This is a genomic window from Methanosarcina sp. DH1, assembly GCF_020804205.1.
Lineage (GTDB): Archaea > Halobacteriota > Methanosarcinia > Methanosarcinales > Methanosarcinaceae > Methanosarcina > Methanosarcina vacuolata.
The window spans coordinates 1-14,265 of sequence record NZ_WJBJ01000036.1; the positions used below are offsets into that span (position 1 = coordinate 1).

At 40.5% G+C, this 14,265-nt stretch carries 9 protein-coding genes and 1 pseudogene; 2 read left to right on the forward strand and 8 right to left on the reverse strand.

The genetic code is table 11. The features are described from left to right. Positions 1–443 precede the first annotated feature (443 nt). From FXW07_RS18345 to FXW07_RS18360, 5 genes and pseudogenes are all read right to left on the reverse strand, one after another. Positions 444–6,299: a tetratricopeptide repeat protein gene (locus FXW07_RS18345; protein ID WP_229397057.1), complete on the reverse strand. Its 5,856-nt coding sequence runs from the start codon at positions 6,297–6,299 to the stop codon at positions 444–446. Between the two features lie 378 nt (positions 6,300–6,677). Then, the gene (locus FXW07_RS19440) at positions 6,678–6,806 is read right to left on the reverse strand and encodes a hypothetical protein (protein WP_255679160.1); all 129 of its coding nucleotides are present in this window, start codon (positions 6,804–6,806) and stop codon (positions 6,678–6,680) included. A 211-nt stretch (positions 6,807–7,017) separates the two neighbouring features. Beyond that, on the reverse strand, positions 7,018–7,548 hold the full coding sequence (locus tag FXW07_RS18350) for an O-acetyl-ADP-ribose deacetylase (RefSeq protein WP_229397058.1): 531 nt from the start codon (positions 7,546–7,548) through the stop codon (positions 7,018–7,020). Positions 7,549–8,284: 736 nt separating this feature from the next. Beyond that, positions 8,285–8,528, reverse strand: a pseudogene (locus FXW07_RS18355) (DUF4277 domain-containing protein); the annotation flags it as partial. A 68-nt stretch (positions 8,529–8,596) separates the two neighbouring features. Beyond that, the gene (locus FXW07_RS18360; protein WP_229397059.1) at positions 8,597–9,094 is read right to left on the reverse strand and encodes a hypothetical protein; all 498 of its coding nucleotides are present in this window, start codon (positions 9,092–9,094) and stop codon (positions 8,597–8,599) included. Positions 9,095–9,814: 720 nt separating this feature from the next. On the opposite strand from FXW07_RS18360, the gene FXW07_RS18365 reads away from it, so the two are divergent. Beyond that, on the forward strand, positions 9,815–10,501 hold the full coding sequence (locus FXW07_RS18365) for a DUF169 domain-containing protein (RefSeq protein WP_229397060.1): 687 nt from the start codon (positions 9,815–9,817) through the stop codon (positions 10,499–10,501). Between the two features lie 446 nt (positions 10,502–10,947). Beyond that, the gene (locus FXW07_RS18370) at positions 10,948–11,340 is read left to right on the forward strand and encodes a hypothetical protein (protein ID WP_156150985.1); all 393 of its coding nucleotides are present in this window, start codon (positions 10,948–10,950) and stop codon (positions 11,338–11,340) included. 342 nt (positions 11,341–11,682) lie between these two features. Here the strand turns inward: FXW07_RS18370 and FXW07_RS18375 are convergent, their stop codons facing one another. The 3 genes from FXW07_RS18375 to FXW07_RS18385 form a co-directional block, all read right to left on the reverse strand. Beyond that, the gene (locus FXW07_RS18375; protein WP_229397061.1) at positions 11,683–12,309 is read right to left on the reverse strand and encodes a LysE family translocator; all 627 of its coding nucleotides are present in this window, start codon (positions 12,307–12,309) and stop codon (positions 11,683–11,685) included. 228 nt (positions 12,310–12,537) lie between these two features. Further along, the gene (locus FXW07_RS18380) at positions 12,538–13,290 is read right to left on the reverse strand and encodes an ABC transporter permease (RefSeq protein ID WP_229397062.1); all 753 of its coding nucleotides are present in this window, start codon (positions 13,288–13,290) and stop codon (positions 12,538–12,540) included. Then, positions 13,287–14,087, reverse strand: coding sequence for an ATP-binding cassette domain-containing protein (locus tag FXW07_RS18385; RefSeq protein WP_229397063.1), 801 nt, complete (start codon positions 14,085–14,087; stop codon positions 13,287–13,289). The genes FXW07_RS18380 and FXW07_RS18385 overlap by 4 nt, the downstream gene beginning before the upstream one ends. Between the last annotated feature and the right edge of the window lie 178 nt (positions 14,088–14,265).

Sequence of the window (14,265 nt, forward strand, 5' to 3'; positions counted from 1 at the left end):
CGAATTATTTCCGTGAACGTCAATACAAATTAAGTTTCCGGAAAGGACATTCCATTTGAAAAAAAAAAACTGCTGCCTGATACAGAAAAGGTTATAGAATGCTTGAGCCGTATGAAGGGAAACTTTCACGTACGGTTCTTAGAAGAGGGAGAGCGAGTAATCGCTCTTTCTTATTCAACGTCGACATTTCATTTTTGGTAATTTTTGTTGATGGCGATTTTAAAATGAGGAACCCTTATTGTGTGCAGTTGTGGTTTACATATGATCCAAACATAATCTCTCATACTAAACTTTGAAAAATGATTCGGTGTTTATATGTGTTGTGGGAGGTTAGCCACACGTTAACCGGTTTTAAATCTAATGTGTATTCTAAGAAAAAGAAGTAGGTAAAAGCCCTCTTCTACCTTTTCCAGACCCTCTCTCAAAAACCTATCCCAAAAACCTTAGTAGAGATCTTCACCGGAATCCTCTTTGTTTTCGATGCATTTTAAGGCTTCAAGTTTCCTTTTCGCATCTGCCATTTCGGGATAGAGACGAAGGATTTCACTGAAGGTGTTTATGGCTTCGGTATACCTTCCCAGTTTTCCAAGGATAACTCCCCTGTAATTCATAGCCTGCACATCGTGAGGTTTTATCCTGAGCAGCCTGTCAAAGGTTCTAAGGGCGTCTTCGTACTCTTCCATTTTTGCAAGAGAAATCCCTAGATATTTCAGGGACTGCTCGTGCCAGGGATTAATGGCAAGAGCTTCACCAAAAGCCCGGCAGGCAGTTTCATACAGTTTCTGTTTGAAACAGACAACACCTACACTATAAATTACCTGAATGTTTTCAGGGTCTTTTTCCAGAGCAAGGTCAAAGGCTTTCAGGGCTTCTCTGTACATTTCAAGCTTACAGAAAGCGATTCCTTTGTAGTTCAGGACGTCGATATTTTCAGGGGAAATGTCAAGGATGCGGTCAAAATATCCAATTGATTCCTGGGGCCGGTTAAGCTTGATAAGAGTTGTGGCTGCGTTATACAGAGCTTCTTCATTCTTCGGATTGAAAAGAGCGGCTTTTTCAAAGGCTTTCAGGGCCGCTTCCGGACTTTCGAGTTCCATCAGGCAGAGCCCGAGGTAGTTCAGGCTTTCAGGGTCTTCGGGCGAGGATTCCAGCAGAATTCCAAAGGCTTCGGCGGCAGCTTCGTACTCACCCAGGTTGAAAAGTACAAGCCCGCTATAATAGAGTGCTTCCCTATGCGCCGGGTCCTGCTGCAGAATTATATCAAAAGCTTCAAGGGCTTTTTCATACTCCTGAAGCTCCATTCTAGCAATCCCGAGCCTGTAACAGGCTTCAACAGAGTCCGGGAAATCAGGGGCAGACAGGAGCACCTTTTCGAGGTCCTGAGCTGCTTCTTCAAAGTGCTGTAGTTTGAAACTGGCTACTGATCGGCTGTAAAGAGCATTTACGTTGTCAGGTTTCAGGGTTAGAGCAGAACTGAAAGCCTGATCCGCTTCCTCATACATATTCAATCTTAGAAGGGAAAGCCCAAGCTGCTCCCAGGCAGCTTCCAGGGTTTGATCGATTTCCACGGCTTTTTCAAAAGCTTCAACGGCTTGCCCATCCTGATCAAGCCCCCTTAGAGCAAGCCCTGCTACATACCAGAGGTCGGCAGCATCAGGTTTTACTTCGAGGATTTTTTCAAAAATGTCAAGAGCAGCTTCATAGTCTTCCAGTTTGATCTGTGAGAGCCCCATTTTCGTCCAGGCATCTTCGGTTTCAGTGTCATTTAGTTTTTCTTCTAATCTGAATTTCTCATTTAACCCGGGGCTTTCGGTCTGATTTTCTCTCTGAATTTCATCCAGATTTAATTCGTCAATTTCTTCAGGAGTTTCCGTCTGATCTTCCAGAATTGCCTGTTCGAAGGACTCAAGGGCTTCAGCATAGTACTCATGAGAAAATAGAATGAGCCCTCTTCTGTACCAGGCTTTTTCAAAGCCAGGATCAAAGGATAAAAGTTCTGAAAATATCTCAAGGGCTTCCTCAGGCCTGCCGAGCTCCTGAAACACAACTCCCTTGCCGTAAAGGGCTTCTTTTGAAGCTGATTCGCCTGCTGTAAGTTTTCTAAGCGGCAGGAGGGCTTCTTCATACCTTCCAAGCTCTATAAGGGAGAATGCAAACTTTTCAAGGAGTTCTTCAAAAGCCTCTGTGTTCTCAAACGCCGGGAATTCTCCTGCGTTTTCCTCTCCTGCGCTTTCCTCATAGTTTTCTTCTTCAAACTCTCCAGTGTCTTTAGTATTAAAGTTCTCAGTTACAAGTTCGAGAAGATCATAAACTGTAGAAACCACTTCTTCTGTTTTTCCAAGTTCGAAAAGGGCCAGGGCTTTTCTGTACAGAATTTCGAGATCCTGTGCCCCGGAATTAAGGATCGCATTAAAGACTTCCACGGCTTTTTCATATTCTCTGTTTTCAAAGTAAGCGATTCCTGCGTAATAAGAAATTTCGGGTTGCTGGCAGCCGAGGGCAAGAGCGTTTTCAAAGGAGCTGACAGCTTCTTCAAAGTTTCCCAGCCTGAAAAAGGCAATACCCCTGTAGTAATGCAGATCTTCTTTTTTCTGGCAATATTCCAGCGCTGTCTTAAACGCTTCAACGGCCTCCGGATATTCCTCAAGCTCGAAGTGAGTATAAGCTTTTTGCTCAAGGGCATAAGTACAGTCAGGCTTCAATTTAAGGACAGAGTCAAACATAGTCGAAGCCCTCTTTATTTCTCCAAGGGCTTTTAAAGCAACTCCTTTTCTGAAAAGGACAGTTTTTCGCTCCGGATTAATCTCCAGAACCTGATCAAAGAGTCCAATGGCTTCTTCATAAAACCCCTGCTTGAAACAGGCCGTGCTCAGGTGTGCAAGAGCTTCAGTATTGAACGGATTTCTTTTGAAGACTTCCCGGAAACCTGAAGCCGATTCTTCATATCTCCCCGACCGCAGTAAAGCGAGACTTCTCATGTAAAGGGTCTCAAGGTTTTCAGGATCTATTTTCAGGGAAGCTTCAAAAACCCTTACAGCTTCCTCAAAGTCTCCAAGCTCGAAACAGGAAAGCCCCAACTGGTGACAGGTATCCTGATAAGCAGGGTCAAGCTCAAGGACTTTTTCAAAGTCTTTTGCCGCTTCCTCATGCTGCTTCAGTTTTGAATGGGATATTCCTTTCAAATACCAGGCCTCTACAAACATGGGGTTATTTTTTGTAAGCCTTGAAAAAACCTCAAGCGCTTTTTCGTAAGCTTCCAGCTTGATAAGCGCAAGCCCTTTCCAGTAGAACGAAGAGTACTTTTCTTCAGAATTATTTTGTTTAGAGTTATTTTGTTCAGAGATACTTTGTTCATTGAAGTCTTGTTTAGAGTTATTTTGTTCAGAGATACTTTGTTCAATGAAGTTTTGTTTAGAGTTATTTTGTTCAGAGTTGTTTCGTTCAGATGAGTTTTTTTCAGGGCAGTATACAAAAGAGCCTTTATCTGAGTCCTCACTTATTTCTTCAAATAGAGAAAGGGCTTTAGTGTACTCCCCGGATTCGAAACTGGCTAATCCTAACTCAAACTTTACTTCTTTGTTTCCAGGGTCAAGTTCCAGTATTCTGGAAAGGGTTTTAACTCCGGATTCGTACTTCCTTAACTGCAGGAAACAAATAGCTTTTTTATGGAGTGCGGAAAGGTTCTCTTGATTTCTTTCAAGTACAGCTTCAAGAGCCTCCAGGGCAGCTTTGTATTGTTCGGTTTCAAACAGACAGAGAGCTCTATACTCAAGGGCTTCTTTCATTTCAGAATTAAGGCGAATTGCAGACTCAAAGGCACATGCTGCTTCCTCTAACATGTTTATCCTATACAGGCTAAGGCCTCTGTAGTACCAGAGAATATCAGAATCCGGCTTTTCTTCGAGAGCGCTCTCAAAGGTTTCCAGGGCAGGGATGTACCTTTCAAGCTGCATTTGCGCAAGTCCTTTGTAAGTGCGGGCGTTCTCGTAATTTGGATTCTCGTCCTTGTAATCCGGATTTTTGTTTTTGTAATCCGAACTCTTGTCTTTGTAATCAGGACTCTTTATCTCATCACATGCCGATTTATCTATATCATTACTATCGAGATTTTTTAGCTCCTCATAATCAGAGTTATCTATCTCTTTATAACTTAGATTTTTTACAATTACTTCATCAAAAGCTCTTATAGCCTCTTCAAAGCGTTCAAGTTTTAGCAGGGCAATTCCTTTTCTATACCAGGCTTCCCTTGAGTCCGGATTTTCACTAAGCATCTGATCAAAAGCCTGAAGAGCAGTCTCATAATTTCCGATTTCCATTGCAAATTTTCCTTTCCTGCACTGGATTTCCGGGTCTTTGGGATCTTTAGCAGAGAGTTTTTCAAAGGTTTCCAGGGCTTCTTCCTGCTTTCCGAGCTTCGCCTGGGCAGTCGCAAGGCTGTATAAAAGTTCGGGATAATCGGGATTAAGGGACAGGATTTTTTCAAAGCATTTCAGAGCAGTTTCCGTTTTTCCGAGTTTTAGCAGGGCCGTTCCCCTATTGTAAATTGAATCCAGGTCTTCTGGACTTGTTTTAAGAACTTCGGCAAATGCTTCGATAGCTTTTTCATATTCATCGGCAGCCAGTAAAATCAGTCCTCGATTTCTCCAGGCATCTTCAAAATCAGGCCTGAGACTCACGGATTTTTCAAAAGCTTCAAGAGCTTCTTCTGTTCTTCCAAGCTTTCCGAGCACTATTCCTTTATTATTCCAGCCTTTCTCAAGATACGGGTTTAACCGCAGACCCTCTTCAAAGGCTTGAAGGGCTTCTTCATAGCGGTCCATGGAATAAAGAGCAAAACCTTTATTCATCCAGCATGCGTCGTTATCGGGTTTGAGTACCGCAACTTTCTCAAGAGCTTTCAGGGCAGGCTCGAATTTTCCGTTGTCAAGGAGAATTAATCCTTGCTGCAGCCAGAGTCCATAGTTTTCGGGTTCTTTTTCAAGGCTCTGTGCAAGAGAGTCAAGAGCCTCTTCGATACGGCCTAACTTGATCAGCATGGTACCCCTGAGCTTTTGGGCCTTAATAAATTCTTCATTTTGTTTAAGCATAGAATCGAAGGCTTTGAGAGCTTCTTCATACTTTCCTTCTCTGGCGAGCAAGCGTCCCTGCTGGTACAGGGCATCACCATATGCAGGATCCAGTTCGGCAGTTCTGGAAAAAGATTTTGCAGCCTCTCCAAAGCGCTGCAGTTTCACGAGAGCAAGAGCCCTGTTGTACCAGATTTCTTTAGTTTCCGGATAAACTTCAAGCACAGAGTCAAAAGCCTCAAGGGCTTCTTCATAGACCTCAAGCTTCATCAGGGCAAGGCATTTGTAATTCCAGGCTTCGAAATAAGTAGGGTCCAGCCTGATGGCTTCTTCAAAAGCTTTTATGGCATCATTGAGCCTTAGCAACTGGATCAAAGCAATACCTTTCTTGAGCCAGATTTCTTTATTTCCCGGGTTTATTTTTAAAATTTTAGAAAAAGTTTTCTCGGCATCCTCATAGCTGGAAAGTTCGTTTAAAAGTATGCCCTTCTGATAGAGGGCCGTCTCGCTGACAGGAAATTTCCTTAAAAATGAGTCAACACATTCCAGAGCTTCTTTGTTCTTCCCAAGCTTTATCAACGAAAAATATTTCTGTTTCCAGGAATCTTTATGCCTGGGGTTTTCTCGAATTAGGGAATCAAAGCATTCCAGCGCTTTTTCGTACTTCTCAAGCTGTACAAGAACCAGACCTTTTGAGTAGCAAGCGTCTGCGTTTTTTGGGTTGATCTTAAGTGCGTGCTCAAAGCACTCCAGAGCTTCTTCGTAGTTTCCGGCTTTTCCAGTTACGGTGCCCTGGGCATACCAGGCGCTTTCGCATTCCGGCTCAAGCTCAAGTGCTTTCTCAAAACAAAGAATTGAAGCCTCATTTTTTTCCATTTCGGCAAACGCCAGTCCTTTATGGTACCAGATTTTTGGATTTTCAGGATTTATCTCAAGTGCGTTGTCATAGGTTTCGAGAGCTGCTTCAAACTTTCCAAGGGTGGCCAGTGCGATTCCTTTTTTGTACAGGGCATCGAAATTTTCGGGCTCGAAGTGCAGTACCTGGTCAAAGGAGTCAAGGGCTTCTTCTGGTTTTTTGATTTTCAGTAGTGCGAGTCCTCTGTTAAATAGAGCTCCTGTGTGACCTGGATCTTTGTCTACAATCTTGTTGAAAACATTAATCGATTTTTCGTATTTTTTCTGTTTAATCAGGCCAAGTCCTCTTTGAAAAGCTTCATCGTGATTGATAACCAACTCCTCCGATCCTTTTTTCTAATTCTGTCCCTACACTTCCTACTTTTATTCCTGCACTCTTCGAATTCTGTTCCTGCACTTTTCTGATTATGTTCCTGGAAGCTCAAATATCTGAAACTTTAATACTAGTCTTTTTTATCAGACCTTTATAATATTTTGCTCTGTTTTCTCCTACTTATCAGTTTTGCGAGCTTTTGCCTCTCACTTGCCAATTTAAAATCTTTTTGAAAATGTTAACGATTTACCAGCGTTAACCTTTAAATTTAGGAGAAGCGAATGGTCAATTCCCGCAACTTTAGTTGTGGGATACAGCCTTCATCTGTACCAACTTTCGCGATCTTACAAGCTATTTGTTCTTACACGTTCTATACTCATTTGTCAAGTTTTGTCTTGGAAGCTGCAAATGCTACAAGAACCGCTTGTAGCGTCGGTTGAAATTCCATAGATGCCTGCGACTGAAGTCGCGGGAGCTGTCATCACTATATCCAGCCCGAAGTCTGTTGTCATTAAATTTTCGTTTAGAATTTAATTTCCTAACATTGTATATAAACGATCCTCAATAATTGATCGTGGGAGACTAATTTTCAGCCTATTTTTTAAGTATCTTTTTAAAGATATCCTTCTGATTTTGCAGGCAACTGTATTATAAATATACTGTTAATAAACATACTTAGAATGTCTAAAATAATATATAAAGTTAATTTGCCTAAAATTTAAATTAAACTTCAAAGATTCCTGAAAATGCTTCCTGAAGATTTCTGCATGTTTCTTTATTGAAACAAACAAGAAAAACCTTTTCAGGCAATCCATTTCCCTGAAGGAATTTAGCTATTTCGGAAACTGCAATTCCTGCAGCTCTCTCTGAAGGAAAGTTATATGCTCCTGTACTTATAGCTGGAAAGGCAATGGTTTTTATAGTATACTCTCTTGCAAGTTCAAGGCTTTTTCTGTAGCAGGAAGCCAGCAAGCTATCCTCTCCTTTCTGTCCCCCCTGCCATACCGGCCCGACAGTGTGTATTATCCATTTTGCAGGCAGAAAATATCCCTTTGTAATTTTTGCTTCTCCTGTAGCACAACCTTTTAATTCCTTACATTCTTCCAGCAGTCCTGGCCCTGCAGCTCTATGGATAGCGCCATCGACTCCTCCGCCCCCAAGAAGAGTTGAATTTGCGGCATTTACGACTGCATCTACTTCCAGTTTTACGATATCTCCCTGAATTACTGTTATCCTGTCTGAAATGCGTACCATAATCTGCCCTTCTGCTTCTGTTTATCTATTGTCCTATGTTTCCCACTAGCGTCAAGTCAATCATCATAGAGTCAATGGTTCTGAATTATTGCAATTGATTTTATAGGCTATTTGTCATTCCCTATGGATAAGCTGATTTTCAATTCGAAACCATTGGTTTTTATGAGAATATTATGAGGATATCCACAAAAACAACGAAGAGCCATTTTAACATTTTGCGGTTGACCCGACACTGGATTATTTATATTGTCTACAGCTTTCTGTTTCAACTATCTTTGGGCAATTTCTGGCTTTACTTTGAGAGCGTCGTAAAAGTCAATAACTGCCAAATTTATATTATTAAGTCCTACAATTTATTTCTGTTTTCTGTCACAAATCAAATAATTTAGGCTCTTCGCGATTCCGTATGGATAAGATGCTTTTCAACTCAAGACCGCATTGGTTTTTATGAAGACATTACGAGGATATCCACACAAAACAACGAAGAGCCATAATAGCAGGCTGTCTCAAAACTCGAATCATTTCTATAATTGGGTAATTTATGTTGTTGACTTTAAATGTGAGTCGGAAATTATTCTGGAATTCAGGTACATACTTGCTTTAAAATCTAATTTTTTAACCTTTTTGTAGAATCAAATGTTATTTTGAGACCGCCTGCTATAGAAATAGTCCTGAAATAAATAGTCCTGAAATAAATAGTCCTGAAATAAATAGTCCTGAAATAAGTCCTAAAATAAATAGTCTTGAAATAATCAGGAAAAAGGTACAGACGTTGCCCTATTAAACCAGGGTCATTGAGTACCATGGCAGGGATGCAGATGAAGTGATGAACCTTGTGATCTCGTTCTTGGAAGTTTCTCATCGATCAATTTGTCAACTTCAAGCTCCTGGAAAACTCCGGCAATGAGACCAGGGTGACCTCAGAAGCTTGTACGTTTTATTGAGGATTCAACTCTTCTATTATTGTTTTTATCTGCCATGGAAGGTCAAGAAAACAGATATGAAAATTAATTATATTAACTTATATGTTTACCTGTCGAAGCTGGGTTCAAGTATTCAAACCTGCTTTATAGCCTCTTGGGAAGCAGTCACTATAACCTCTTTCATAGCCTCTGGCATAATCGCTTTTCCTGGCTTCTTTCTTTATAAATGCACTGTAGGGCTTCCTGCTGTCGGCTTTACCTTCTCTAAATCCGTCTTTATAGCCGTCTCTACAGCCTTCTTTGTAGCCTCTATCATATTCTTTTTGATTTCCACCTGCCGATCCAGCTCTCAGACCTGCTTTATAGCCTCTTGGGAAGCAGTCGCTATAACCTCTTTCGTAACCTTTATCATAGTCGCTTTTCCGAGCTTCTTTCTTTATAAATGCACTGTAGGGTCTCTTACTGTCGGTTTTGCCTTCTTTAAAACCGTCTTTATAGCCGTCTCTGCAGCCGTCTTTGTAGCCTCTGTTATATTCTTGCTGGTTTGCGCTTACCGCCGCAACTGTCACTGATACTATAAAACAGACTACCAGCAAAATAGCCACTGTCTTTTTTATACCCATTTATTCACTCCTCAAATCTGTTTCAACTTTACCAATTGCCAACAAAGTCAATAGGACTTCAACAAAGTCAATAGGACTTACACACTTGAGGAACAAAATCAATTACAGCAAAGACTGCGAATTAAAGTTATGTTTTAGGTAGTTGATTTTTAGGTAGTTGACTGTCTGATGCTGTTGGTTTTTCAGTTCAATTGCATAAGTCCTAGTCAATTTCAAACATATGCAACATAACAGTCATTATTCATAGAATATAATATTAATAGAAATATAAATAAGAAATAAATATAAATCCACGCATCGAAAGAACCAGGTTGTACATAGGCACAAAAACTTGACTTTAAACAGGATGTCCGAATCACTGCTTATGATTTCCGGCAGTGTCTCGAATTTGCTATAAATTTGAAATCAAATTTTTGTGTAGATGATGGTAACCTTCTGATATGGAGTTTTCTATAATACAACTTTTTTGAGATTGTAAGTTTGCAGAAAAGGAACATGATACTTTTTGAATAACATGCACAACCAATGAAAGTGCTTGCAGATGGCAGTATTTTCATGCTAAGAAGGAGGTTTGAAACAGGCTTTTCAGGAGCACAGAGTGTATGTTCTGACGGCGTTTTGCAGGTTCATAAATGAAAAATTAAGAAACTTAAAATAAATTACGGTTCTAAGGTTATAAAAACTTTAAAATTAAAGTTAAAAATTTGGATGTGTTAAATTATGGATGTTAAAGAAGTAAATCGCCATGGACAGGAACTGATCAAACATTTGAAAATCATAACGTCTCCTGTAGCAGTAAAGCTGATTTCGAAAGGGTCAGAAATTCCGGAAAGTATCAAGAAAGCAGAAGAGTGTATGACTCACTGCCAATTTGTGGATAAAGTTAGAAGAACCCGAGAAGAGTTCTACACTTTAAATGAAAACCAAATGTGTAAAGTTGGAGCTGGTGCAATGGGACTTGGCTCAGTTCCTAAAGATCTGGTCACTGGGGAGCTTTATTACAAAGAATTCGAGCTATTCAGCACACTGGGCGCCTCAAGACGTACTATTGATATGATCTCAATCCTTCCGCCTAATTCAACAGAAGCTATTCTGTATTCTCCCCTGGAAGATACCTCATTTATTCCGGATGTCATTATGGTTGTCGGTAATCCTAAACAGATGATGTTGCTTACACAGGCAGCAATGTACGGAATAGGAGGAAGGCTTGAAACGAGCTTTTCAGGAGCACAGAGTGTATGTTCTGACGGTGTTGTGCAGGTTTATAAAGAAGGAACAGTAGGCGTTACACTTGGTTGCACTGGAAGCAGGGCTTACGCCACGCTTACAGATGATGAAATGATTATGGGAATCCCTATGGAGCTTCTTGCTGATGTGGTTTCGGGCCTCAAGCAAGTATGCCCTTAACTGAAACCTTATCTGAAATTACCAGTTTTACTGGTAGTCCTGGTCATGCATGTAGTGTTTTTAATACAGCAGATGTATCCTCTTCAAATTGTATGGGTAAAGGCGGTGGACCGTATAATGAAGGCTATATTGTTAATATTGCAGAGGGTGGCATATGTAAATCCCAGTACCTGTTTAATAGCGGGGGGTGGTATAACTTACCAGTAAAGGTTGTTGAGTCTTATAAAGTGTATTGAGACTAAAATTCAGGTTTGAGACTAAAATTCAGGTCACATTCTCACAGTAAATTCACAAATCGTCTACTGACTAATTATCTTCAAGTTTTAGGGGTTATGAAGGAGTCTACATCCCAGGCCGCCACATGTTCAAATTTATTTATATTTATTTATATTTATTTAAACCGTTTCTATAATTATATAATCAATGTTGTCTATTCATACGACCTGATGAAACGAACAACAAATTTCTTTATATTAGTATTATTGGTTTTGACGTTATGTACTGCTACTGCAGGCGCGTCAGCTAATGCTGCTTGTAATGTAAAAATTGTAAAGTTCACAGTAAACAATCCAACTGGAATAGCACCAGCTAAAGTAGGGTTTACAACTTATACGTCAGGCACTGTTAAAAGTGTTCAATACCAGGTATTGGATAAAAATGGAAAAGTAGTTGCATCCTGCAGATCTTACTGTACACACTGCACGGTAAAGCATATCTGCAATTGTTCACTTATTATAAAAAAGCCTGGTACCTATGACGCAAAAGTAACTGTATATGGTGCTGGAAATTGTCACGTACAGCAGATTAAAAAGTCAGCCATTAAAATAAAAGCTGCATGAAAATAACTGTAAAGCAATAAAGGTAAAGTAATAAAAGTAAATTAATAAAAGGGATAACTCCCTTTTTACTTTTTATTTTAACACTGGCAGATCTGCCTCTTGCATACTTTTGTTTCCAGGAGCAAGAACAGGTTTAATGCCTTTCTTACTCTAACTTCTCCTGCCTAATTTTCAGTGTTTTCAGTCTTTTCCATTCTTCCCTTCCCCGGCAGCCTCTTTAGTTTTTCTTTCTTTCTCTCTCTTTCTCTTCAATCCCTTTTATAACACGGTCCGTTCTTCTTGCTTTACTTTTTCGTGTCCCGTTCTTAATGCCACATTCTTTTCCGTCTGTGAACAGAACAATCATATAATATTTAGTGAACTCAATCCCATTTTAATAAAAGTCAATCCGAAGATAATCTGTGCAATCCCCAGGGCACGGATGATAGAAAAGTAGTGTTTACTATTTATAAAGGACTTTGACTTTTCTACAATTAATGTGATGGCTACCTTTGACCCGACAAGAAAGATATAAAACCCTAATATAAACAGAATCGTGGCTGAAACCTGAGTGTTCAGGCTCTTATAAATTATCGGCCCACCTATGGAAAACCAGAAGACATATGGATGTGGGTTTCCAAAATTCACAATAACTCCTTTTTTAAGGGCATCCTGTTTTTCTACATTTAATTCAAAGCTGTCTTTTTTGATTTTCAGTAATTCGATTCCTGAATATATTAGATATGAAGCCCCAAAAAACGCAATGATTCCGATAATAAAATCATAACTTTTCAGATGCGACAGCACATACAATACGGATAAAACGATTGGCAGGTCCGTAATCAGAGGCGACACTGCAACCTTTATTCCTTCCCACTTGCCGTACTGTAGAGTTTCAGAAATGGTTACAGCAAGCAGTGGGCCTGGAGATGTTCCTGCAGCAAGGCCGAGAAATGACCCCAGGGCTAAAAATTCAATAATATCTAGCACCTTTATGCCTCATTTTTTAATATGTCAATCCAGGGAACCTGCCTTAAATCCTGAGTAACCGTGAATTCCCAACTCAGTTAGTCAGATTCCTGATTTAAAGCTATAATAATTTTAAGGTATATAATAGTACAACACTGAAGCAGAATAACCATCAGTGATCTATATAATACCTCAACTTATATTGAACTTTGAACCTTGAATTTGTAGATTTTTAAAAAAAGGAGGCATTTATGCCTCTATTTTTGAAAACAAGAATGCTCCAACCATGCAGACAAGAACCGAGAGCAAACCTATTACTGCCAGGTCATTATAGATTCCAAACACGTTCATTCCGGCAATTGCTCCTCTTAAGCCATCTACCCCATAGGTAAGGGGATCGATCCTGCTTATAAAATAGATCGACGGCGGAAGGTTTTCGAGGGGGAAAAGGGCGCCGGATAGAAAGAAGATAGGCATGATCAGGAAGTTCATAATCAGCTGGAAACCCTGCATATCTTTCATCTTTGAGGCTATGGCAAGGCCCAGGCCTGTAAAGAAGATAGCTATTAGGGACATGAAGACCAGCCCGAAGGCAAGGTTTGCAAGGCCTGGAATTCTGAACCCGAGTAGATAGGTCAGGCTCAGCACGATCAGACCCTGGATCATGGCTATAGTTGCGCCTCCAAGGGTTTTTCCGATCATAATTTCTGTCCTTGAGATAGGAGCTACCATAGTCTCTTTGAGAAAGCCGAATTGCCTGTCCCAGATAACCTCAAGCCCCGAAAATACAGCAGTAAACAGGATGGACATTGAGACGATTCCTGGTGCAAGAAAATCCAGGTAATTTGCCCCTCCGCTTGCTCTTGTATACATTGGGCCGAACCCGAATCCAAATGTTATCAGAAAGAGTAGAGGCTGCCCGAGAGAACCAAGCAACCTCGCTTTTGAGCGCCAGTAGTGTTTTAGCTGCCTGAGCCAGAGGATATAGATTACCTCGATCAATGCCTGACCCTCCTTCTCATACCCCTTATAGCCCGTACTCTGTGCCCAGATTCGTTATCGTCCCTGATATCCCGGCCTGTTAATTTCAGAAAAGCCTCTTCTAAGGATTCGGTTTCCGTCCGTTTCTTTATTTCTTCAACAGTGCCGGACTCTATAATTTTTCCGTGGTCAATGATTGCAATCTGGTCTGCAATTGCTTCGGCTTCTTCCATGTAATGCGTGGTCAGAAAAATTGTCATTCCTTTTTCTTTGTTCAGGCTCTTGATATGGCTCCATATAGAATTTCGGGTCTGGGGATCAAGGCCTACTGTAGGCTCGTCAAGGAAAAGGATTTTCGGGTAGTGGACAAGCGCCCGCGCAATCTCAAGCCTGCGCTTCATGCCGCCGGAATAGCTTTTAACATAGTCTTCCCGCCTGTTCCAGAGCCCGACAATTTCCAGGGCTTTTTGGATTCTTTCGTCTCTTTCCTTTTTAGGTACCTTATAGATGACTGCATGGTAAACAATATTCTCGTAAGCAGTCAGTTCTTCATCAAGGCTGGAGTCCTGAAAGACTATTCCGAAAGATGCACGGGCGTTATCCTGCTCTTTAAGCGCATTGAAACCGTTAATGCTTATTTTTCCTGATGTGGGCTTCAAAACAGTTGTGAGCATTTTGATAGTTGTGGACTTTCCCGCCCCGTTTGGGCCAAGAAAAGCAAAGATCGAGCCGGTTTCAACGTTGAAACTGATATCTTTTACAGCTGTAAAATCATCAAATTTCTTCGTGAGGGACTGAACTGAGAGTATATTTTGCATGGGTGAACCTGAAATGTTTTTTTAAATAAGGAAAGGTTAAATAATTGAATTTCTTCTGTTAAATTCCTTCTGTTAAATTTCTTCTGTTAAATTTCTTCTGTTAAATTCCTTCTGTTGAATTTCTTCTGTTAAATTCCTTCTGTTAAATTCCTTCTGTTGAATTCCTTCTGTTGAATTC